Source organism: Flavobacterium sp. CFS9 (assembly GCF_041154745.1).
Taxonomy (GTDB): Bacteria; Bacteroidota; Bacteroidia; order Flavobacteriales; family Flavobacteriaceae; genus Flavobacterium.
The window spans coordinates 3,647,679-3,671,267 of record NZ_AP031573.1 but is presented as its reverse complement, the minus strand read 5'-3'; the positions used below and the strand labels follow the sequence as shown (position 1 = coordinate 3,671,267).

The 23,589-nt window shown below is 36.1% G+C and carries 16 protein-coding genes; 5 read left to right on the top strand and 11 right to left on the bottom strand.

The features are described 5' to 3' along the window. Positions 1-65 precede the first annotated feature (65 nt). From ACAM30_RS15445 to ACAM30_RS15400, 10 genes are all read right to left on the bottom strand, one after another. Positions 66-1,808, bottom strand: coding sequence for a T9SS type A sorting domain-containing protein (locus tag ACAM30_RS15445; RefSeq protein ID WP_369615491.1), 1,743 nt, complete (start codon positions 1,806-1,808; stop codon positions 66-68). 306 nt (positions 1,809-2,114) lie between these two features. Continuing rightward, on the bottom strand, positions 2,115-2,831 hold the full coding sequence (locus ACAM30_RS15440) for a toxin-antitoxin system YwqK family antitoxin (RefSeq protein WP_369615490.1): 717 nt from the start codon (positions 2,829-2,831) through the stop codon (positions 2,115-2,117). A 99-nt stretch (positions 2,832-2,930) separates the two neighbouring features. Continuing rightward, positions 2,931-4,841: a membrane protein insertase YidC gene (gene yidC, locus ACAM30_RS15435; RefSeq protein ID WP_369615489.1), complete on the bottom strand. Its 1,911-nt coding sequence runs from the start codon at positions 4,839-4,841 to the stop codon at positions 2,931-2,933. An 80-nt stretch (positions 4,842-4,921) separates the two neighbouring features. Beyond that, positions 4,922-6,535: a CTP synthase gene (locus tag ACAM30_RS15430; RefSeq protein WP_369615488.1), complete on the bottom strand. Its 1,614-nt coding sequence runs from the start codon at positions 6,533-6,535 to the stop codon at positions 4,922-4,924. A gap of 193 nt (positions 6,536-6,728) precedes the next feature. Next, positions 6,729-7,055: a hypothetical protein gene (locus ACAM30_RS15425; RefSeq protein ID WP_369615487.1), complete on the bottom strand. Its 327-nt coding sequence runs from the start codon at positions 7,053-7,055 to the stop codon at positions 6,729-6,731. Positions 7,056-7,275: 220 nt separating this feature from the next. Further along, positions 7,276-7,512 carry a DUF3820 family protein gene (locus ACAM30_RS15420; protein ID WP_369615486.1) on the bottom strand — a complete coding sequence of 79 codons (237 nt, stop codon included), beginning with the start codon at positions 7,510-7,512 and terminating at the stop codon, positions 7,276-7,278. Between the two features lie 380 nt (positions 7,513-7,892). Next, positions 7,893-9,821 carry a glucosamine-6-phosphate deaminase gene (gene nagB, locus ACAM30_RS15415; protein ID WP_369615485.1) on the bottom strand — a complete coding sequence of 643 codons (1,929 nt, stop codon included), beginning with the start codon at positions 9,819-9,821 and terminating at the stop codon, positions 7,893-7,895. A 31-nt stretch (positions 9,822-9,852) separates the two neighbouring features. Next, on the bottom strand, positions 9,853-11,226 hold the full coding sequence (locus ACAM30_RS15410; protein ID WP_369615484.1) for a sugar MFS transporter: 1,374 nt from the start codon (positions 11,224-11,226) through the stop codon (positions 9,853-9,855). Positions 11,227-11,410: 184 nt separating this feature from the next. Next, positions 11,411-12,286 carry a sugar phosphate nucleotidyltransferase gene (locus tag ACAM30_RS15405; RefSeq protein ID WP_369615483.1) on the bottom strand — a complete coding sequence of 292 codons (876 nt, stop codon included), beginning with the start codon at positions 12,284-12,286 and terminating at the stop codon, positions 11,411-11,413. A gap of 130 nt (positions 12,287-12,416) precedes the next feature. Then, positions 12,417-13,508, bottom strand: a complete 1,092-nt coding sequence (locus tag ACAM30_RS15400) for a mevalonate kinase (RefSeq protein ID WP_369615482.1) — start codon at positions 13,506-13,508, stop codon at positions 12,417-12,419. A gap of 230 nt (positions 13,509-13,738) precedes the next feature. On the opposite strand from ACAM30_RS15400, the gene ACAM30_RS15395 reads away from it, so the two are divergent. Continuing rightward, positions 13,739-14,779: a LacI family DNA-binding transcriptional regulator gene (locus tag ACAM30_RS15395; RefSeq protein ID WP_369615481.1), complete on the top strand. Its 1,041-nt coding sequence runs from the start codon at positions 13,739-13,741 to the stop codon at positions 14,777-14,779. Between the two features lie 266 nt (positions 14,780-15,045). Here the strand turns inward: ACAM30_RS15395 and ACAM30_RS15390 are convergent, their stop codons facing one another. After that, on the bottom strand, positions 15,046-15,675 hold the full coding sequence (locus ACAM30_RS15390; RefSeq protein WP_369615480.1) for a sugar-binding protein: 630 nt from the start codon (positions 15,673-15,675) through the stop codon (positions 15,046-15,048). A gap of 668 nt (positions 15,676-16,343) precedes the next feature. Between ACAM30_RS15390 and ACAM30_RS15385 the strand changes: the two genes are divergently transcribed. From ACAM30_RS15385 to ACAM30_RS15370, 4 genes are all read left to right on the top strand, one after another. Further along, positions 16,344-19,442, top strand: a complete 3,099-nt coding sequence (locus ACAM30_RS15385) for a SusC/RagA family TonB-linked outer membrane protein (protein ID WP_369615479.1) — start codon at positions 16,344-16,346, stop codon at positions 19,440-19,442. 36 nt (positions 19,443-19,478) lie between these two features. After that, positions 19,479-20,987: a RagB/SusD family nutrient uptake outer membrane protein gene (locus ACAM30_RS15380; protein ID WP_369615478.1), complete on the top strand. Its 1,509-nt coding sequence runs from the start codon at positions 19,479-19,481 to the stop codon at positions 20,985-20,987. A 143-nt stretch (positions 20,988-21,130) separates the two neighbouring features. Further along, positions 21,131-22,543, top strand: coding sequence for an aryl-sulfate sulfotransferase (locus tag ACAM30_RS15375; protein WP_369615477.1), 1,413 nt, complete (start codon positions 21,131-21,133; stop codon positions 22,541-22,543). 25 nt (positions 22,544-22,568) lie between these two features. Then, positions 22,569-23,558 carry a c-type cytochrome gene (locus tag ACAM30_RS15370; RefSeq protein WP_369615476.1) on the top strand — a complete coding sequence of 330 codons (990 nt, stop codon included), beginning with the start codon at positions 22,569-22,571 and terminating at the stop codon, positions 23,556-23,558. Positions 23,559-23,589: the final 31 nt, after the last annotated feature.

The following is a 23,589-nucleotide window of genomic DNA, read 5'->3' as shown; positions in this document are numbered from 1 at the left end:
TCCTAATTTTGAAAATCGCAGTAGTTTTTGATTAGTTTATACAATGTCGTTGTAAATAAAACTTATTACTTTCTAACAAATTTATGAGTGATAAATTTGCCTTTGCTCATTTCGCTAAGAAAATAAACACCACTGGATAAATTTTCAACATTTAGTGTATCCTCTACATTAGCTGTCACTTTAAATGTTTTAATAGTTATTCCTAATGCATTTATGAGGTTTAAGATGGCATCATGATCCGATTTAATCGTGATAATTTTATTACTTGGATTCGGATATATGACAAAGTTTAAGTTTTTATCAAATGATACTGTGTTCAGGTTATGATTTGGAACAGTTCCCGAAATAGAATAACTTCCAATAGATCCATATGCTGAATATCCTCCCCAAGCTTTGTCGCCTGCACCAACACCGCTAATGCTAACAAAATACTTCCCAGCCGGAAGATCTGCAAACATAAACCCGTCTAGATAGTACGGATCAGAGTCCCAATACTGTCCGATTTCGATACCCTCCGAATTGTACAGCTGAATCAAAATATGAAGATTACCAGTCCCCCATTTGTTTACTGTATTTGCTTCGATACTTACATCTCCTCCGCTAGTAGTAAAACTAAAGAAGTCTTTATCGCTCTCTTTCTCTATTACACCATCTCTTTTAATAATTTCTCCTTCGCTGCTTAACGTTAGATTAAATGCCGAAGCTATATTATCCCCATAATCATCAATTCTATAACCTACTCCCCAGCTTTTATCGGAAATAATTGCAAGATCATTTTCGGTATTATTGGCACCACTATATTCTCCTTTGCTCCAATGCGAAACAGGTCTCACAAAAGACGTTCCCATTATCGGCCCCCAAGCGGTATTATTTAACCCGGCAAAATACTCTTCTTTTGGAGAAGTACGCCCATCATGTTTTAATGAAAAGAGATGCCCTATCTCATGAGAAGCTGTTTCTCCTGCTGCTTTACCGGTAGCAATATTAAAACACCAGGCCGGAGCATCAGTGTCCCAGGTAAAAGACCCTATGAAGGCTATACCTCCTTCTCCCGGACCTGCAGTATCTGTCGGGGTGATTACAACACGTTTTCTTTTTGTTTTTGGATAAGCATTAAAAACAGCCTCATTTGTTGTTATATTTAAATTAAAAGGTCTGTAATCTTCCGCAACAACCTCAAAAGCTTGCAGTATAAAAGCATCGCTCATTCCTGAAGGGAGAGCATAAATGGCACCTCCATTATTCCAAAGGTTTCCCGCAGGCATCGTATGCCCGTCAAAATCCAATAATATACACCCTGTTCCACCCGGTAAACTTTCTAATTTTAACAGATCAGAATTAATTGCAGCAGAGCCATTTTTTGCAGTTTTAGCTTCCTTTTGTGATATAGTAGCATAATCCACACAGATCAAGGAATTAATATCCACTTTTGATACATAAGCATTTCCCTGAACATCTGAAGAGTATTTGTATGCTTCATTTGTTTTCTTAAGAATAATATGTCCTTCAAGTGATTTTTCCATTACCCTAAGGTAAAAAGAAGATCCGGAAACATTTTTGATCTCTCCGACTAAAAATTCACTTAAAGCACCCGACTCTTTGTAGTTTATTTTTCCAACAAAATTTTTTGAATCCGCAATCTGAAGTAAAACATTCTTGTTTTCATTTCTTCCGGCAGAGACCTCAAGCCCCTTCTTCAAGTTACTTATAAAACTGCTGCATGTGCCTAAGGAAGTCTGAGAGACGGCCACATTACTAAAAAAAACAGTCAGCACTAAGAGTAATAAAAAAATGTAGTTTTTTTTCATGTATTTCTTCTTTATTATAGCAAGAAGCATCCTGGTCAGATACTTCTTTGATTAAAAATGTTAATTAGCTAAATCGAAATTTAACAGCGAATATAAATATTTACTGATTAAAAAAAACACCAACAATTATTATTTTTCTTAGTGAAAACATCAAAAAAAACATCAAACCAGAACAATACATCTCTAATTCACTCTATTTAAGAACAATAAAAAAACATTTCAATTCCTTACCTCGATTGTGATCACAAAAAATCAAATTATTGTAAAAAAGCAAGCTATGAAAAATAAGCTTTTTCTTTTAAATAACTATTCCGTTTTAGGCTTTGAATCGGCCTTATAACTGCTTTTAGGATCACTCATATTAACTTCCTTGGTCAATTTTCCTTTAAAGTAAAACTGCCACATCCCGGATTTTTTACCTTTCGTAAATTTTCCTTTAGATGCCACAACTCCGTCAGAGTCATAAAAAACAGCATCACCACTGTACTCGTTATTTTTAAAGGTACTTTGTTCTAATAGAATTCCGTTTTGCCCGTACTTCTTATAAACACCCTCTTTCAGACCTTCCTTATAAGTCATTTCCTCAGCAATTTTAGAATCCGGGTAATAAACTGTTCTTGTTCCTTCTAATTTTCCCGCTTTGTATTTTTCAAGCGTCATGATGGCTTTCGAAGCTTTATGATAGTACTTCCACTCACCTTCACGTGACTTACCGATCTCTTTTCCTTCGCTTACTTTATTTTTATTCTGATCGTAAAAAATAGTATACGAACTTCCATCATTAGCTGTAAAATCGCGAGTTGCTACAACATCTCCTTTTTTAGTATCATCAAAAAATTTAAACACTCCGGTTTCTCTTCCATGGCTAAAAGTTCCTTCGTAACGAGGACGTTTAGAAACTTCATAAATTCCTTTCCAAACTCCGTCCTTTTTCCCGTCAGTATCCAATTTATTAACCTCCTGTGCTACTGCAAAAAAGGTATTTAATAAAAGTAATCCGGCTATTATTTTTTTTGAAATCATATCTTTTATATTCAATTTTAAACTTTAACGATTCAGACTTTGATAAAGTATATTTCAGATATAAAAAAATCCCGAAGAATCGAGATTTTTTTATTGGTGTTATTTATTTTTCTTCTGAGCTTTCGCAGCTTCTTGCTGTTCCATTACTTCCTGAAGACGTTGTTGAAACTTACTTTGCTTTTTAGGCTCTTTTAATTTATTTTCCTGAATCTGAGCGTGAATCTTATCACTATCCACAATGTAATTTTTAATTACATACATGATTCCAATTGTAATTAAGTTCGAAATAAAGTTATACAAACTCAATCCGGCACCATAACTATTGAAAAAAATTAACATCATTAATGGCGAAACATAAATCATGATTTTCATCATTTTTGCCATATCCGGCATACCTTCCTGCTGAGGCGCTGCCATTTGCTGATCTCCGGATGTCATTTTCATGTAGAAGAAAATTGCAATTGCTGCCAAAATTGGGAACAAACTGATATGGTCTCCATACAACGGAATATGGAATGGTAATTTTACAACTGAGTCAAATGAAGACAAATCGTCTGCCCAAAGGAAACCTTTTTGTCTTAACTCAAAAGCTGAAGGGAAGAACTGGAATGAAGCATACATAAAAGGAAGCTGAATCAATGCCGGAATACATCCTGCCATTGGATTTACTCCTGCTTTGTTGTACAGTTTCATCGTTTCCTGTTGTTTCTTCATTGGGTCTTTTTTGAATTTTTCTCCCAATTCTGTAATCTCCGGACGTAAAACTTTCATTTTAGCCTGAGACAGAAATGACTTATACGTAATTGGCGACATAGCCAATTTGATAATAATCGTAAAGATAATAATTGCAATTCCTAATGACAATCCAATAGTCGAGCTTAAGAATCCAAACAATGGAATAAAGATCAAGCGGTTAATCCAACCAAAAATACCCCATCCTAAAGGAATGATTTTTTCGAAATTTTTATCGTAAGATTTTAAAATTTTATAATCTGCCGGTCCAAAATACCAACTCATTTTATAATCTATTTCTCCATTAGAGAAAGCCAAAGGCACATTTGCTTTAAACTGCTTTGTATAAACAGTATCGATTTTTTCGTCTTTTACTAAGTTTTGAGAAACAAGCTGTGATTTTTCAAAAGAAGTATTTGTGTGCAAAATCGAAGCAAAGAAATGTTGCTTAAACGCAATATAATCTACTTTTTCAGGGGTTTCTTCTTTATGATCTCCCTGACCTACATAACTTTCTTTACCATCTTTGTAATTATAGTAAATCTCAGCATAACGGTTTTCATACGAAATACTTTTCTCGTTTCTGAATGTTTTTAAATCCCACTCTAAGTCTAATGGCTTTCCGGTATTTAAAACTTTGTTTAATCCCTGAGAACGAACGTCAAAACCAACTAAATAATCATTTGGTTTAAGGACATACTTATATTCTAAGAATTCATTGGCACCTGCTTTTAAACGCATTGTCAAAATTTGATCTGCGCCATTTTTAGTTAGCGTAGGTTCAAAAAACAAATCTTTAGAGTTTAAAGTTCTGTTATCAGCGGTTTGTAACTGAATGTTTAAGTGAGCATTATTGTCTTTAATCAATTCAACTAATTGTCCTGAATTTTTTTCAAACTTTTTGAACTCTTTCAACGTAGCTTCTACTATATAACCACCTTTGTTAGCGATTTTAAGTTTAATCTTTTCGTTTTCAATAGTTGTAAAACCTTCTTTAGCAGAAGGAAGTGTAGCTGAATAAGCAAAACCTCCTAATGTTTTTTGTAATTGTGCCAACTGAACTGTATCACCCGGAGTTGCAGCAGCAACCGGTAAAACAGCTGTTTTAGTTTTATCTGCTTTAGCTTGTGCTTCTTGCTTGGCAATTAGTTCTTTTTTTGCTTTTTCAGCAGCAATCTCTTTATCAGAAGGCTGATTTTGGTACATAATCCAAATCAAAATTCCAAATATCAATACAAAACCAATGATTGAATTAAGATCAAGTTTTTTTTCTTCCATTACAGTTTAAAAAGTTATTCGTTAAAAAGGTATTAGTGCTGAATTAGATTCAAACGTTACACTTTTCAGAATATTAATTATTATTTTTTATGCGCATTCACTGCAGCAGCCACAAAGTTTACAAAAATCGGATGTGGATTTGCTACTGTACTTTTATATTCAGGATGGTATTGTACTCCAATGAAAAACGGATGGTTTTCAAGTTCTACAATTTCTACTAAACCTGTATCCGGGTTTACCCCTGAAGCTTTCAAACCTGCATTTTGCAGTTCCTCAGCGTATTTATTATTGTATTCGTAACGGTGACGGTGACGCTCTGAAATTGTGGTCTGTCCGTAAATTTTATACGCCAGAGTATCCGGTTTGATATCACATTTCCACGCACCTAAACGCATCGTTCCACCTTTGTCTGTCACTGTTTTTTGTTCTTCCATCAAATTCACTACAGGATGAGGCGTTTTATCGTTCATTTCTGTTGAATTTGCTTCTTTGTAACCTAAAATATTTCTTGAATACTCGATTACAGACATTTGCATTCCTAAACAAATTCCGAAAAACGGAATATTATTTTCACGTACATAACGAACGGCTTCGATTTTCCCTTCAATACCTCTTTCTCCAAAACCAGGAGCTACTAAAACTCCATCCAGACCTGCTAATTTTTCTACAATATTTTCAGCATTAATATGCTCTGAATGTATCGAAATTACATTTACTTTGGTTTCGTTTGCGGCACCTGCATGTATGAATGCTTCTAAAATAGATTTGTAACAATCCTGCATTTCTACATATTTCCCAACCAAACCAATATTTACGGTATGTTTTGGATTTTTCAGTCTTTTCAAAAACGTATTCCAGTTTTTAAGATCCGGAGATGCTTTTTTAGGTAAATCTAATTTTTTCAAAGCCACGACATCTAATCCTTCTTCAAGCATTAAATTTGGAACTTCGTATATCGTTGAAGCATCAATAGACTGAATAACTGCTTCTTTCTTAACATTACAAAACAAAGCCAGTTTCTGACGCAGTTCCTGAGACAATTCATGCTCGGTTCTACAAACCAAAATATCTGCTTTGATACCACTTTCCATCAAAGTTTTTACCGAGTGCTGTGTAGGTTTTGTTTTCAACTCACCAGCAGCAGCCAAATAAGGAACCAATGTTAAATGAATAACAATTCCGTTGTTTTCACCTAACTCCCAAACCAACTGACGAACAGACTCTATATAAGGTAAGGATTCGATATCACCAACGGTTCCGCCAATTTCAGTAATGACAATATCATAATCGCCGGATTTACCCAACAATTGCATTCTGTCTTTGATTTCGTTTGTAATATGAGGAACTACCTGAACTGTTTTTCCTAAAAACTCTCCTCTTCTTTCTTTTTCGATTACAGAAAGATATACTCTTCCGGTTGTAACGTTATTCGCCTGAGAAGTAGGAACGTTTAGAAAACGCTCGTAATGACCTAAATCTAAATCTGTTTCAGCACCATCATCCGTTACATAACATTCTCCGTGCTCGTATGGATTCAACGTACCCGGATCCACATTGATATACGGATCAAATTTTTGAATAGTTGTACGGTATCCTCTTCCTTGTAACAATTTTGCTAAAGATGCCGCGATAATTCCTTTTCCTAATGAAGAAGTCACACCGCCTGTAACAAAAATATATTTTGTTTGATTCATTCTGTTGTTGTTTGTATGTAGTTGTGTAAAAAACTTGGCAAAAGTACAAATTTTATTAGACAATTTATCAATTAGAGAATGAGATAATTTGCAATTTTTTAATTAGATCAATTACATCATTTCGCAATCGATATTTTTAACTTTTTATTAGAGATTTTTTTGAGGATTCTTTTATTAATTTTAAAAATCTCTTTTATTTTCCTAAATGCATATTAGAAAGGGCAAATACAAAATAATGCCCCATAACAATGGTAACATTAATAACACCAAGTATAAAACCTATCCGCGGAATTAAAATCGAACTATTTTTCTTTTTTTCTATATTCATACCTATTAGGCTTAAGGCCATAGCAAAAGCTCCAAGATAAAAAGTTGCCATACCAAAAAATATTGCAACAAATAAGTCTGTATTAAAAGTATAGAAATAAATTATTAATGAAGCTCCTGCTAAAACTGACGCTATCAAAGCTATAATTCCCAGTAAAATATCCGATTTTAACATACTATTATCCTTTTGCATTTTTCTATTTTTGTTTGTAAATGTAAAAAATCACCCACAATATTAAATTATACTCCGGGAATAGTTTTCTAAAATTAAAAATCAAAAGATTGAACATTGACTCGTACACATTAATAAATTCAGGCTCGAATTCTGTGGTATCAATTTGTTTTTAGAAATTATACTATTTTGTATCTTTAACTTAGAAAAAAAACAAATAAAAAACGTTTTTTCTTACTATTTATTTGATAGGCTTCGGGTATTGTTTTTTGATATTTCGAATCAGTTCCTCGAGTCCATTCAACTTTAATTCATATATAAGCTGCAACTGTTGTCCCAATTCTCCTTTTGGAAATCCTTTATTATGGTACCAAACGACATAATATTCGGGTAAATCAATTAAAAAATAACCTTCGTATTTTCCGAAAGGCATTTTGGTATGGGCTAATTTGATGAGAAGTTTTTTGTCTGATTCCATTTTTTAAAGAAAAAAGAAGCAAGAAGAAAGAATTTCTTTCCTCTTGCTTCCGATTAGTTGCAAAGCTATTGATTTTTTTCTTTTGCCACAGGTAAAAAAGTAGTTTTCGGTTTCAGTTTTCAGTCTCAGTTTCAAACTTACTATCACTGACACTGAAAACTGCGACTGACAACTTAAATTTTTAGAATCTTCCTCTTCCTCCTAATTATCTGCCATACTGTTTTCTTTGCCACAGATTAGAAGGATTAAAACGATTTTCTAATCTTTTGCTGTACTATTTAAAAGATTTCGCCACGAATTCACGAATTATTCTAAATACAATTCGTGAATTCGTGGCGAATATAAAACTTAGTCCCTCAGAACCTTAGCAACTTTGAACCTTAATAATGCCATCTTACGAAAGCTTCCATCGCAGCATAGGTCGCTAAACCTAACTGTTGGTATAAAGCCGCTGTTTCAGCATTTCGGTCTTCGGCTCTTTGCCAAAATTCTCTGGCATCAGTTCCCTGGAAAACAACTCCGTCTTTTTGAGACTGGTGTTTGAAGATTCCATGACGTTTTGCCAACACCTGATCCGGGCTCATTGGCACAGCCATTTCTACTTCGTCAATTCCCCATTCCTGCCATGCTCCACGGTACAGCCACAACCAGCAATCGTCCATAAATGATTTTGGTTTTAGCGCTTTTACAGCTTCAAAAATAGCATCCAGACATACTTTATGTGTTCCATGCGGATCGGCTAAATCTCCCGCAGCGTAAATTTGATGCGGTTTGATTTTTTCGATTAAATCCATTGTCAATTGGATATCTTCTTTTCCGATTGGTTTTTTCTCGATGGTTCCGGTTTCATAGAACGGTAATTCCATAAAATGAATCTGATCATCGGTTAAGCCTACAAAATGACTGGTTGCTCTCGCCTCTCCTTTTCTGATTAATCCTTTGATGTAACGAACTTCAGGAATATCAATTTCGCTGTTCTTTTTATTGGTTAGGAAAGTCGCTGCTTTTTGGTAAATATTGTCTGCCTCTTCGCTTTTGATTCCGAATTTTTCATTGTAATCAATTACGAATCTTGCAAAACGCAAAGCTTCATCATCGGCTACAGCAATATTTCCGGAGGTTTGATACGCCACGTGTACTTCATGTCCCTGCTCCTGCAAACGCATGAAAGTTCCCCCCATACTGATGATATCGTCATCCGGATGCGGACTAAAAATCAATACTCGTTTCTTAGCCGGTTCTGCTCTTTCCGGACGGTTGGTGTCTTCCGCATTTGGCTTACCACCCGGCCATCCTGTGATTGTATTTTGAAGTTTGTTGAATATTTTAATGTTAATATCGTATGCCGGGCCTGAATCAGCTAATAAATCGCTCATTCCGTTTTCGATATAATCGGCATCGGTCAATTTTAAAATTGGTTTTTTAAGATCCAGAGCCAATCCCAAAACTGCTTTTCTTGTCAATTTATCAGTCCAGACAATTTTTTCAACCAACCATGGCTTGTTGATTCTCGTTAACTTTGAACCTGCCTCTTTATCCAGAATAAAAACGGCATCATTATGTTCCTGAAGAAAAGAAGCCGGAATTCTGTTAGTAACTTCACCTTCAACAGACTTTGCTACAATACTTGATTTCCCTTCTCCCCAAGCCAATAGAATTACCCTCTTGGCTTCCATAATTTTCTTAACTCCCAATGTAATAGCTGTTCTTGGCGTATTATTCAATCCGAAGAAATCTTTACTTGCTGCTACTCTGGTAATATGATCTAAAGCCACTAAACGAGTTTTAGAGTTTTGTAACGATCCTGATTCATTAAAACCAATATGTCCGTTTCCTCCAATTCCAAGAACCTGTAAATCGATTCCGCCAAGTGCTTCAATTTTTGCTTCGTACTCGTGGCAATAATCTGCAATTTGTTCTTTGGTCAAAAGTCCGTCCGGAACATGGTAGTTTTCAGGTAAAATATCGACATGATCAAACAGTAATTCTTTCATAAAACGAACGTAACTGTTGATTGAATTAGGCTCCATTGGATAATATTCATCCAGGTTAAAACTAATTACATTTTTAAAGCTCAAGCCTTCTTCTTTGTGCAAACGAACCAGTTCAGCATATAATCCTTTTGGAGAAGAACCAGTCGCTAATCCTAAAATACAAGGTTTGTTTTCTTTTTGTTTGGATTGAATTAAAGCCGCAATTTCCTGAGCTACTTCTTTTGATGCATCGCCGGAATTTTCAAAAACGACCGTGTTGATGTTTTCGAAACGTTTTTCGAACCCTGTTGCTTTGTCGATTTTACTTTTTAACATGATATAGTTTTTTAATTTTACTCGTTACCTCTTACCACTTTCGATATTTATGTCCTTTAACTGCATAAAAAAAGATCATTAAATAGGATGGCAGCAGCATTAAATAAGCAATCTGATTCCCGCTTTTTGAAACTCCCACGGTACCATTTGCTATATTTGACGCATTTATATTTTCTGTGATCATTCCGTAGAACAAAGGAAAAATTGCTCCTCCGATGATCCCCATGATCAAAATTGCACTTCCAATTTTTGTGTAGCCTCCCAAATCTTCTAATGCCATTGGCCAGATTGCAGGCCAGCAAAGCGCGTTTGCCAAACCTAATAATGCTACTAAAAGTATCACTACCGGCAAACTTGGAATTCCGGGTAACTGAATCATTATTTTTGGCGAAATCAATACTATTGCCAACACTAAAATTACTCCCAAAACTCCTGATCCTTTCAAAGCTGTTACTTGTGAAAGATATTTTGGAATTAATGTTATTCCTAATATATACCCTACAACCATTGCTGACATGGTAAATGAAGTTAGTTTTAAATAAAAATTCCCTTCGGTTCCATATACGCCTAATTGTTTTCCGAATCCTCCAATAGAATCTCCGGCCAAAACTTCGGCTGCCAAATACAGCATCAAGGTGATTACTCCTAAAACCAATTGCGGGCGTCTGAAAGCGTTTCTAATTTGCTTAAAAATACTCAGATGTGCTACGTTTCCTTCTTCATCCAAATCAATTTCAGGAAGCGGGGACAGTTTCACCAAAAGTGCTAAAACTGTTATAATCAATCCCATATAAAGATAGGGTCTTTGCAATTGTAATGCAAGTGAATTTAAAGCATTTGTTTTGGAAACGGCGTCCAAAACAGCAATTTTATCGGCTGTAAACTCCTGCATGTTAGACAGTACCAAAGCTGTTAATATCAATGGCGCTACAAAACCTGCCAATTTATTCGCAATTCCTAATACGCTAATTCTGGCTGCTGCACTTTCTCTAGGCCCAATTACTACTACATAAGGATTGGAAGCTGTCTGCAAAATTGCCAGACCGGTTCCCATCACAAACAAAGCAATTAAAAACAGTAAAAAGGTTCGGCTTTCGGCGGCCGGATAAAACATAAATGCTCCGGCTGCAATGATTAATAATCCTAAAGAAATACCATTCTTATACCCTACTTTTTCAATGACCCAGGATGAAGGAACTGCCATTACAAAATAGGCAATGTAAAACGCAAAAGTTACAAAATAGGCTTGAGAAGAAGTCAATTCGCACGCTAATTCAAAAAAAGGAATTAAAGGTCCATTTAACCAGGTGACAAATCCCAATATAAAAAACAATGCGGTAAGAATAATCATCGGAATGATTGAACTCCTCTTTTCTATATGTATTGCAGTCTCAATTTTTGACATAATTTTATGGGTTGATTGTTAATAGATTAGTTGTTTGATTCCTCTAAAATAACATCAACACTTTTTGCAAATATATCGCAATTTACCCGCAATTCGATGCGTATTTTTTGCAATTTTAAAACAAAAGTAGTCTAATAAGTTATACTTATCTGTAAATTAGATATCAATATTTTGTTAATTTTTTCTAAATACTCCAGTCTAAAACCGGATAATATTGCTTTAAATATTCTTTTACATCAGCAATATCTTCTTTAGCCGTAAGGTCCGGAACGTGCTCTGAAAACGGAATACCTATCGTTGTATTCGGATTTTCTTTGACAGCATTTAACAGTACCGTAGGCAGCTCTTTTTCGTCGCGCTCGGGATGAACAGGGCAATTTTTCAGGTGTGTATATAAAGTGCTTCCGTTGAATTTAAAAGCATTCATACTGACTCTGATTTTCCCTTCCACATCTTTATAATCGGCTAAAACATCGGCTGAAGGTTTTTCTAAAATATCCAACAACTGATTATTCTGATCTAATTTAGCGATGGCGAAACGCGAAATCCTTTCAGAAGGAAATTCCAAAGCTTCGCGATCGTAAGCAATAAAAGCATTTGGACTGTCGGTCTCTCTAAGTGCCAATAACGCTGCTGCCGAATACAAGTTATCGCTGTTACAAACTGAATACTGCTGTGTGTTTAACTCCGGAAACTGCTCTACTGCCTGAAACAAAGCATCAGCAGTACCAAATGGTTTTACTCTGCCTTCTGGAATGTATTGAACCGCAAATGAAATATTGAGTCCGTGAAAATCATTATCGGTATTCTGACTGCCGTAAAACTCTTTAAAAAGCTCTCCCTGCTCTCCAATAATAATGTAGATTTTTTTATACCCCGCTTTTTTAGCGTTGAGCAGAAGATAATCCAACAAAGGCCTTCCGCTTGCTCCAACTCCAATTAACCCTTTACTTCTTTCATTTGCCTGCGCAATTTCTTCGGCAGATAAATTGTTTGAAATGGCTTCTTTTTTCATGCGTGAAGATGCTCCACCCGCAAGAATAACTAAATTGTTATGCATATTTATATATTTTCATTTTGAATTTTCTTCAATCAAGAGGTTTAAAATTGTTTCAAGTTACAGGTTTCAGATTCCCAGAACTCACATTTCACTTTTCTCACCTTACATCTCACATCTCACATTTCACAACTCAAACCTCAACACTCTCAATAACCCTTACACCCGGATCAACGGATACGGCATAAGCTTCCTGAGCTCCAGCTTCGAGAATAGCCTGAATCACCGCATCTTCTTTTTCGGGATTTGCAATCACTACGATACTTCCTCCTCCGCCTGAACCTACAATTTTTGCTCCGTAAGCACCAGCGCGCAAAGCAGCATTGACCATAGCATCAATTCGGGGTACTGTAATTTTTAATAAATCACGTAAAACTTCATGATGCTGGTTCATCAATCCGCCTATTTTTTTGAGATCTAAAACCGGTTTTTCAAACTCTTTCAGAGCTTCTTTGGTATAATGATAGTTTTTTAATGCGGCTTCGAAGAAAGGAATCAATCGGTCCGGCAAGCAATTTCGGTAACGATCCAGATCTTCTATTTTGGAAGCATGCAGATCAAAATCCGGGAAGTTTTGCTTTACGATATCAATAGAAATTAAAGCATTTCCTTTTAACTCGCCCAATAAACCGATCGTCTCTTTTGGAACTCCCGAAACTCCTGTTATCAGGCCTTTCAAGCTCTTCCCTATCACTTTATACGAAAAGGGATCTTTGGTATTGATGTATACGATATTCCCTACCCCGATACTAAAGTGGTCCATCATTCCGCCAGGTTCTCCGTGCTCCAATACTTCGGATTCATAACCCAATTTGGAAATAAACTCAGGCGTAACTTCACGATCAATACCAAAAGCATCGATTAAAAAACGAATCCATGCCATCAATAAAGCCGAAGAACTCGACGTTCCGGAGTTTATCGGAATATCTCCCGTGATTGTAATATCGTATCCAACGTTTGGCACACAGCCGTACCTGCGCAATACGCGTAAGGAGGATGCAAAATAATCTCTGGGTTCTAATTTGTCGAAAGTGGCATCAATATCAATGGTACGAGTCTCATTAATATCAATCATATTTAAAACAAATGTCTGAGTCAGATTTTCTTCAGCAATTAGTTGTATATTCCGATCGATTGCACAGGCGATAACCGGCAATCCTAAATAATCCTGATGATCTCCAAAGAGACAGGTTCTGCCCGGGGCTAATGAGGTAATTTTTTTCACTTGAAAATTTTATAATAAAACATTGTAAAAGAATGACTTACAATGAAAATTGGTTAAAAATTGGTTTTATTCTTTTGATTTTGATTCTACGAAACTATTGATTATATTTTTATAAAACAAGAAAAAACAAGAAAATGTGCTCGAACACACTATTATAATGTTCTCGAGCACACTAATTAATTCTTACAGGATTTTTAAATAATCAAATCAAAGTTTCTATATTTGCCAATATGGATAAAAAGTACACCATTAAGGATATAGCAAAAATGGCCGGAGTTTCGAAAGGGACTGTCGACAGGGTTTTGCATAACAGAGGAAAAGTTTCTCCTACAGCACTAGACAAAATAAATGAAGTTTTAAACGTCATTAATTACGAACCGAACTTAATTGCACGAAATTTAAAGAATACCAAAGTTTACAGAATTTGTGTTTTATTGCCTGATCCGGAAATCGACCCGTACTGGCTTCCGTGTATTAATGGAATCCAGGATGCTAAAACCGAATTTAAAGCTTACAGTGTTATTATTGAAACGCACTTCTTTAATCCGGAAAGCACCAAATCGTTCTTAAGTGCTCATGATATCATTATCCAAAAATCACCTGATGCTGTTTTAATTGCTCCATTGTTCCATAAAGAAACGGTAGAAATTGTAAAGCAGTATGACGATTTAAACATCATAGTAAATACATTCAACAACCAAATCGAAGGTGAATCTATAAAAAGTTTTGTTGGACAGGATTTGCATAAAAGCGGCCGTGTTGCTGCCAGCCTAATGAATCTGATTTTAACAGAAGGTCAGATTGCGATCATACATATTGACGAAAGCCTTAAGAATGCAGTACACATGCAGGAAAAAGAAAAGGGTTTCAAAAGCTACTTTGACGAGAAAAAGATTAACGGTTTTTCACTGACTACCTTAAAACTAAAACATTCGAACGTAGAAACTAAATTTTCTGCGTTTTTAGATGAAAATCCAAATCTGAAGGGGATTTTTATTACCACTTCAAAAGCGTATCAGATAGCCTCTATAATGGCTACTCTAAAAGATAAAAAGATTGCGATTATTGGTTATGATTTGGTAGAGAAAAATGTCAATTTCCTAAATCAGGGACTGGTTCATTTTTTAATTCATCAAAATCAAAAAAGACAGGCTTATTTAGGGGTGAGTACCCTGGTTGAACATTTCTTGTTTAGAAAAGATATTCCGGAAACAATTTTACTTCCAATTGATATTATTAATGTAGAAAATGCTTCTTTCTACGTTTCTTAATTTCCAACAGGACATTATTTTATATTGATTTTTTTGCACGCAGATTCAGCAGATTTGTGCAGATTTTTTTTTTGAATATCTATGTTACAAATATTGCCATAAATATCTATAAATATTGCACTCCTTCGGAGCTTGTTTCAAGTTCAGTTTCATTTCAAGTGCTACAAATCAAAAAAGATCCGCGTCTTCACAAAGTGAATCCGTACCATCCGTGTACCATGATTTCAAAACGCATATTCCACGACTCACATTTCACTTCTAACATCTTACTGCTCCAGAATAAATTTCCCAAAAGAAGAGGCGATATGAAAATTAGGAGTTTCGGTATCAGGATTCACCCATGAAATCCAGGTGGGTTCATAGTCCCGATTTTCATTCTCCAAAAACTTAGCTCTAAAAACCCCTGCTTCAATCGTATTGTTGTGTATTAAATTCAACTCTTCTAATGACTTTATACTGATTCGTCCTTCCACTGTAAAAGAAATTTCATCTTTTGACGTTTTGATTTCCAAATCGGTTTTAGGCCATTTCCAGTCAAAATCAAATTCTTTGTCGGGACGTGCTTTAAAATCCATTAAACGTCCTGCTGTATCGATTTCCAGACAATAATAAGGGTTTAAGGATTCATTGGTTCTAAAAAACAATTCTACACGATCTGAGTTGTTGATACTATCAAAACTATCGTCTTTTTGATCAATATAAATTTGTGTATCAAAAACTATGAATTTGAAAAAGAAATTTTCAAGATCCCAGAATGCTCTGAATTCTATTTTTGAAAATGGATCACTTTTCCATGGCGAGCAAAAATCAGTTAAGCAATTTGCCTTTTCCCAATTTATTCCTTCAAAATCAACCGACTTTGAGGGAACATAATTTACCTGATATCCTTTCATCATTTTACTTTTATAATTTATGTTAATTTTTTAACAATTTATGCTTTAAAAATTACTTTAGCCAGAACCTGATTTTTTACTAAACAAGCGTTACGAATGTAAGGTAAAATTTAATAAAAAAACGCATCTCATTTTAGCGTATAAATACGTAGGAAAACTGTTAATTTAATTGTCTTAATTTTAATATATAAAATACGAAATTAGCCAAATATTTAACATTTTATCAAATATTTACACATTCAAACAGATTTCAAACATAAAAAACATCAAAAAATAAGTTTTTTCTATTTACCAGCATTTTTATAACAATCCTACGAATTTAAGCAAAAAATAATGTTTTACTCAAAAAAATGTGCTCGAGAACATAAATTTAATGTGTTCGAGCACATTTTTCTTCATTTTTCTTGTTTTATAAAAATTTAATCAATAGCTTCGTTTCATAATAATCTTAAAACCAAGTTAATTAATACATTTTTTAGTCGTTTTTCATCTTCCCAAAAAACAGAAAAACTAAAAAATACCACATACAAAAAGAGTAAAACAGATCGGCAGTTGTTTTTAAACCATTTCGTCAGAAGATAAATTATAAATCAAAAATTATCTCAAAAAAGAATTCCAAAAGCTTACAAACGAAAAAACAAATAAACATTAACCAAACTCAATTTTTAAGTATGAAATTTTTAACCAAAAAAAGACCAGAAGATTTTAGGCTAAAAAATCTTCCCGGTACAGAGATTAAACTCACACTTTTTTTAGTATTCGTTTTTACTATTCAGGTTTCAGCAACCTCAGCCGTAAGAATAAATCGCAGAACTGATATTGCATTCTTTTTTGAAAAAACAGTGAAGGGTAAAGTAACAGATCAAAACGGACTTCCTATCGCCGGAGCAAATGTTGTTGTAAAAGGAAGCCGGACAGGAGTACAAACAGATGCGGACGGAAGTTTTGCCATTACTGTTGCTGATAATGTAACCAAACTGATCATTTCCTATGTTGGAATGGAAGATCAGGAAGTAACCGTTGGAAGCTCACCTTTAAAAATTGTCCTCAAAGAAGCGGGGCAAAAATTAGAAGAAATCGTTATTGGATACGGAAAAGCTAAGAAAAAGGACCTTACGGGATCTGTAAGTTCTATAGGCAAAGACAATTTAAACTTAGGAGGTACAATCTCTAACGTTGGTCAGGCGCTGCAAGGGCGTGCGTCGGGAGTTCAGGTGCAGCAAAACAGCTACGCTCCGGGTACCAATCCTTCGATTGTTATTAGGGGAGGAAATTCTCTTAACAATTCTAATTCACCTTTGTATGTTGTAGACGGTTTTATTACCAGTACAGGAGCCTCCATCAGTCCGAACGACATTGAAAACATTCAAATTCTAAAAGATGCCTCCTCTACCGCTATTTATGGTTCGAGAGGTGCAAATGGGGTGATCCTGATTACGACTAAAAAAGGAAAATCGGGTAAGATGCAGATTGAAGCTGAAATCTCAGATGGTTTTCAAAGCATCATCAAAGAGCCTTCGCTTATCAACGGGCAGCAATATGCCGATATTCAAAATGCTATTGCGAAAGAGAATGGCAGACCTCCTGTTTTTTCTTCCGATTTCCCTATTGCTAATACGAATTGGTTTAAAGCCGCTACACGTCCGGGAGAAGTATTAAACAGAACCATTACTTTTAGCGGAAGCGACAAAACCTCTAAATTTTTCCTTTCCGGAAACTACATCAAACAAACCGGAGCTATCGAAAACACTGATTTTAAAAGATACAGTGTGAGAATGGGCGGTGAAAAAAGATTTAACGACAAATTAAACGTTGGAACTAACATCTATGGAGCTGCCAGTGAAGGAAACAACAGTGATTTTGGAGATAATATTTTGTCCCCGATGTTTTCTATCCAAACCGCTCCTCCTACGATCCCAATTTACAATCCGGACGGTTCTTATTACAAATTTCAGGGAAAGGACAATGCTTTGGCACTTTTGTTAGAACCAACCGATCATATCATCAACAGACTGGTTAACGGAAATATGTTCTTAGACTATGAAATCATTAAAGGGCTTACGTATCATTTTGGAGCCGGTGCGGAATGGCAGGAAAACATTGAAGGACGATACACACCAAGAACACTGGTTGCAGGAGCGGCTTTAAAAGGATCAGGATCTGAAGAAAACAAAACTTATTTCAGATGGAGTACGGAGCAATACCTAACTTATAAATTCAATATCAACGAACATTCGATGAGTGCCATGATTGGTACATCTAATCAAAAAGATACGTATGAGTTTTTAAGAGCAGCCGGAACCGGTTTTTCTAACGATGCGTTAACCTATCACAACCTTGATGCGGCAGCTGTTTATTTGAAACCTGAGACCGAAAAAATCGAAACGAAGCTGACTTCTTATTTTGGAAGGCTAAATTATTCTTTCAGTGATCGATATCTGGCTGCATTTACCCTAAGAAAAGACGGTTCTTCCCGTTTTGGGAGCAATAACTCTTTCGGAATATTTCCTTCAGGAGCGGTAGCATGGAAGATATCTAACGAATCTTTTATGCAAAACTCCAAAACGGTCTCTGATCTTAAGTTAAGAGTCAGCTATGGTGTTACAGGAGCAGATGGTATCGGAGATTATGCCTTCATGCCTACCTTAAAAGCCTGGGGCGTAACTATTGGAGATGGGAATTTTGTTAATGGTACAGAACCTGCCAATTTAGCCAATAAGGATTTAAAATGGGAACAAACCACTCAGACTGATATTGGTTTGGATATGGGATTTTTTAACGACAGAATAACCGCAACCATCGATGTGTATAAAAAAAGAACTACCGATGCCCTGATCAGAGTTCCTATTGGCGGATGGTGGGGTTTTAATACACAAACCATCAACTCCGGAGTAATTGATAATAAAGGTATTGAATTGGGAATTACCAGTACTAATTTCAAAAACGATCATTTCTTATGGACCACCTCCTTAAATGTGGCTTACAACAAACAGGAAGTAGTTTCACTTGCCGATAATGTTGCGATTATCAGCCAAAATACTTCTAATCCAAGCGGAACGGTTTCGGGACGAGAATTTACCAGACTGGAACCAGGTAAAGAAATGGGAGTTTTATACGGTTTTAAATATGCCGGAGTAATCAAAACCGGAGAAGTATATGCTCCGCAGCCTTTGTCTAAACCGGGTGATCCAAAATATGAAGACTTAGACGGAGACGGTGAAATTACAGTAAAAGACAGAACGTATTTAGGCAATTCAACACCGCATTACACTCTTGGGTTTAATAATGATTTCAAAATTGGGAACTTCGATCTGAACATCTTTTTTCAGGGAGCTTTTGATTATTCGGTTTACAACATGACCCGAATGGTTGGAGAATCGACCACGAGTACAGATGCTTTAAACCGCTGGGTGGCTGGAACTAATGAAAATACAGATGTACCAAGAGACGGTTACTACAAAAGTACTTACGGAAGTTATGTCAATTCAAAATTTGTAGAGGAAGCTTCTTACCTGCGACTAAAAAACCTTTCTATCGGATACACCATTCCTGAAAGTGTCTTAAAACCACTCAAATTTGTAGACCATATCAGATTGTATGCTATCGGGCAAAACTTACTGACGATTACGAATTATTCCGGAAATGATCCTGAGGTAAACGGACATTTCACCAACGATACTACCAAACAAAATCTGGGAGGAGGAATCGATTTCAATTCATTCCCGGCTTCACGCACCATCATTTTGGGTATTAAGGTTGCCATTCATTAGTCTAAAAGCTTTTTTAGTAACATAAAATTTATTAAAATGAAAAAATATACAATCATATTCCTCTTACTGACGGCAGGTTTGCAATTTTCATGCAATGATGATCTTGATCCTACCGTATACAGCAGTTTGACCGATACTAATGGATTTCAGACCAAATCGGATGCCATCGCTTCTATTAATTCTATTTACGGAAGACTAAAAGGGCCTTCTGTGGGAGACAACTTTTCATATTGGGCAACAAGACATTTTGCATTAACTGATATTGCTACAGATTTAGGGCATTGTCAGTACGGCGGCGACCCGGGACAATTATCTCTGGGGCTTTGGAATTCTGCCAACGGTCTGCTTCTGGAAGACTGGAATGCCATGTACAAGTTAGTAGCGAACGCTAATTTTGCTATCTTCAATATTTCAAAAATGAGCGGTATCACCGAAGCGGAACGAACTCAGTTTATAGCCGAAGCTAAATTTTTAAGAGCTTCTGCCTATATGGATTTAACAGATTCCTGGGGCCCTGTTATTTTAGTGACGGAAGCTAACTTAGATAATCCAAACTATCTGGAGCAGACACCTCCTTCTCCTGTCGCAACAATAGAAACTCTTTTAATTAAAGATTTGAATGATGCCGCTGCTGTTTTACCGGTAAACTATAAGAAAAATGCAATTTATGAGAGTAATGATGTAGGACGTGCTACAAAAGGTGCAGCGTTGACATTATTGGCAAAATTATATTTACGAAATCATGACTGGCAAAAAGTAGCCACTCTTACACAACAAGTCATGAACCTCAACGAATACAGCCTGTTCCCTACTTATTTAGGGCTTTTTAAAGAAAGTAACAAATGGTGCAGCGAAAACATCTTTTCGTCTCTTAGCGATGCCAATGTAAACGGAACGGAACTTCTGAACCATTTTGGTCCTATCGATCATCCGGTTGTCGAAAACAGATGGCAGTATTATACCGTAAACTGGGATTTTTACAACACATTTGGAGATGAAGACGATCGCAAAAAATGCTTCTTCCCGGAATTTATGGGTACTGATAAATTGCTTCACAAACAAGCACCTTCTTTAGGAGCACAGCCGCCAAAAGGAGAATTCTACATGCCGGATGTATCAACCCGAAAATATGCCGATGATGAAACAACCACTTATTATGACGGTCATAGTGTAAACATTTTGCGTTATGCGGATGTATTGCTGAGCAGAGCTGAAGCATTAAACGAAATAAGCGGCCCGACGGCAGAAGCAATAGACCTCATCAATCAGGTAAAAGGAAGATCACATGCTAAATTACTGGTTTTATCCGACTACAATAAATCTACTTTACGAGATGCAATTTTACAGGAAAGAGGATGGGAATTGTTCTATGAGGGAAAACGCCGTCAGGATTTGATCCGTATGAATAAGTTTGATGTTCTCGTAAATGCCTACCATCTGAGAGTTGGAGAAACAGCACCAATCGTCATGCCTAAAAACAAATATTACACCTATCCGCAAAGTCAGGTCGACTTAAATCCGAACCTGAGCAATGCCGACAGATAATAACAAAACAGATCGGGAACAGACGTTATTTTCACGTTCTGTTCCTGATTTTTAAGTATAAATCGTGTGATACCGGAAAACGTTGAACTACAATATAAATAAACTTGGTACAACTTTTCTGTTTCCTAAAAGAACCCTTTCCAATGATTAAAAATGCAATAATTAAAGGATTTTTTATTTGCCTGCTGCTAATTGTGGTAAGCTGTTCTAAAAAACAGGGAACTCCTGTCACGAACATCAACATTGGTATTCATGGCAACAACGAATTGAAAATTCAGATTGATGTGACCACAAATGAAGATGTTCAGGTCTATGCCGAGTATTGGTCTGCTCAAAAAGGCGCAAAAAATAGAATAAGCTCTCCGGTTTCAAAAGCTGGCCTGTCTCATTCTTTGGTCCTTTGCAATATTACTCCTGAATCTCAATATCACTTTCAGTTAATCACGAGCAATGGAAAAGAAAAAGACAGCAGTAAGATATACACCTTTAAATCGAGAAAATTACCGGAATGGCTTCAGAAACAATTCAAAGCAAACTGTCCAAAACCGGAATTACTGCCCGATAATTTCAAAAAAGGTTTTCTGCTTTTAGCCAAAAGAGAAACACCGGGAGTTGCTTATATTGTAGATTATAAAGGTAATTTAAGATGGTATCATACCGTTGAAGGAACGGGTTTTAAAGTGACCCATTTTACCAAAGAACAAAGCATTATTGCTATTCTGGGGAAAAATGATGAACCTACAAGTTACGGAAGTGAGATTCTCGAAATCAATTTACAGGGAGACACTTTAACTCACATTAAAAAAGGACAAGGCGATTTAAAACAGGTGATTCATCACGAAATCATCAAAAAATCGGCAAACGAAATTGTGACTTTGTTTGTCGATCAAAGAATAACTGATCTAAGTTCTATTGGCGGAAAACAAAAAGATACAATTAATGGGGACGGAATTCTGATTCTGGACAGAAAAGGAAAGCAACTCTGGAAATGGAGTGTTTTTGATGATTTAGATCCCATGAAAGATACAAAACTGCTCAAAACTAAGAAAGACTGGATGCATGCCAACAGTTTAAACTATGACAAAGACGGTAATTTCCTGATCTCATTTTACAACAACGGTCAAATTTGGAAAATTGATGCCAAAACCGGAAAGGTACTCTGGAAATTAGGCAGAGGAGGAAATCTAAAAATGTCCGGAGACAGCGATTTCTCTCAGGCACACGCCGCCCACATCAATCCTGAAGGCAGTCTGATGTTTTTTGACAACGGAGTCGACAAAAAGCAATCTTCTGTTTTTGCATTAAAAGTAGATGAAAAGAATAAATCTGTTCAACTGGATTTCCACATACTATTGCCAAAAGACATTTACAACGACCGAATGGGAAGCGCTTATATGATTGATAAAGAAACCATTTTGGCTTGTTGTTCCAAAAGACATATTACGGTTTTAACCAATAAAAAAGGAGTTTTACTGTGGGCATTAGAATCTGAAATTCCGCCTTATCGGGTGCAATTCATTCCTGAAGAAAACTTAAAACCGTTTCTATTGAATTAAAGTCAGTCTTTAAAAAATAAAAATCATGAAAAAAACAATTCTTATCGGACTTTTTGCAGCATTGCCAATTGTTGTTTTCAATTCGTGCAATACTTCCAATTCGCAGACCTTAGCCAGCAAAACTGCCGACGATGATTCGTATATTACCATTGACACCTCAAAAATTCCGGACGATCAATTTGGAGAATCTGTTCGTTATGGAAGAGAGTTAATGCTAAAAACCGCATATTATATTGGTCCAAACGGCATCAAAGGAAAGTATTTAGGCAACAAAATGAATTGTACCAACTGCCACCAGGATGCAGGAACAAAACCTTATGCTTTTAATTTAATGTCCTCACACGACAATTATCCGCAATATCGCGGACGTGAAAATAAGGTCCTTACTCTGGCCGAAAGGGTTAACAATTGTATCATGCGTCCACATTCCGGGAAACCGCTTCCGCTGGACAGCAAAGAAATGGTCGCTTTTTTATCCTACTTTAAATGGATCAGCAAATTTGTACCGAAAGACGGCAATTTTAAAGGTGCCAAAAATCTGGAAATTGAATTTCCGGATGTAGCTGCAAGCCCTGAACGAGGAAAAGCTCTGTTTATCGAAAACTGCGCCCGCTGCCACGGAAACAGCGGTGAAGGACAATACAATGCCGACAAATCAGGCTACACCTACCCGCCTCTTTGGGGACAATACGGGTATCAGCCGGGTTCAAGCATGCATAGAGTAATCAAACAGGCACAATGGTTAAAAAGCAATATGCCGTACGATAAAGTCAGTCTGGGAAAACCATATCTTACGGACTTACAAGCCCTTGATATCGCCGCCTATGTCAATGATGATTCCGTACACGACAGACCGAATCCTAAAACATTCGATTACCCCAATAAAATGGGCAAACCTATTGACTATGCACACAGCCCTTTCAATGATAACTTCTCCGAAGAACAACACAAATACGGCCCTTATAAACCCATTATCGCCTACTGGAAAAAAAACGGATGGAAAGCGGTATATTAGCTTGATTTGAAGTTGATAGTTTGTGGTTGAT

Bases quoted from the DNA above. Each gene is read 5' to 3' on its own strand.
- ACAM30_RS15370 (WP_369615476.1), top strand. From the start codon at position 22,569: ATGAAAAAAACAATTCTTATCGGACTTTTTGCAGCATTGCCAATTGTT.
- ACAM30_RS15445 (WP_369615491.1), bottom strand. From the start codon at position 1,808: ATGAAAAAAAACTACATTTTTTTATTACTCTTAGTGCTGACTGTTTTT.
- ACAM30_RS15385 (WP_369615479.1), top strand. From the start codon at position 16,344: ATGAAATTTTTAACCAAAAAAAGACCAGAAGATTTTAGGCTAAAAAAT.
- ACAM30_RS15390 (WP_369615480.1), bottom strand. From the start codon at position 15,675: ATGATGAAAGGATATCAGGTAAATTATGTTCCCTCAAAGTCGGTTGAT.
- ACAM30_RS15375 (WP_369615477.1), top strand. From the start codon at position 21,131: ATGATTAAAAATGCAATAATTAAAGGATTTTTTATTTGCCTGCTGCTA.
- nagB (WP_369615485.1), bottom strand. From the start codon at position 9,821: ATGTTAAAAAGTAAAATCGACAAAGCAACAGGGTTCGAAAAACGTTTC.
- ACAM30_RS15395 (WP_369615481.1), top strand. From the start codon at position 13,739: ATGGATAAAAAGTACACCATTAAGGATATAGCAAAAATGGCCGGAGTT.
- ACAM30_RS15440 (WP_369615490.1), bottom strand. From the start codon at position 2,831: ATGATTTCAAAAAAAATAATAGCCGGATTACTTTTATTAAATACCTTT.
- ACAM30_RS15380 (WP_369615478.1), top strand. From the start codon at position 19,479: ATGAAAAAATATACAATCATATTCCTCTTACTGACGGCAGGTTTGCAA.
- ACAM30_RS15425 (WP_369615487.1), bottom strand. From the start codon at position 7,055: ATGCAAAAGGATAATAGTATGTTAAAATCGGATATTTTACTGGGAATT.
- ACAM30_RS15410 (WP_369615484.1), bottom strand. From the start codon at position 11,226: ATGTCAAAAATTGAGACTGCAATACATATAGAAAAGAGGAGTTCAATC.
- ACAM30_RS15420 (WP_369615486.1), bottom strand. From the start codon at position 7,512: ATGGAATCAGACAAAAAACTTCTCATCAAATTAGCCCATACCAAAATG.
- ACAM30_RS15430 (WP_369615488.1), bottom strand. From the start codon at position 6,535: ATGAATCAAACAAAATATATTTTTGTTACAGGCGGTGTGACTTCTTCA.
- yidC (WP_369615489.1), bottom strand. From the start codon at position 4,841: ATGGAAGAAAAAAAACTTGATCTTAATTCAATCATTGGTTTTGTATTG.
- ACAM30_RS15405 (WP_369615483.1), bottom strand. From the start codon at position 12,286: ATGCATAACAATTTAGTTATTCTTGCGGGTGGAGCATCTTCACGCATG.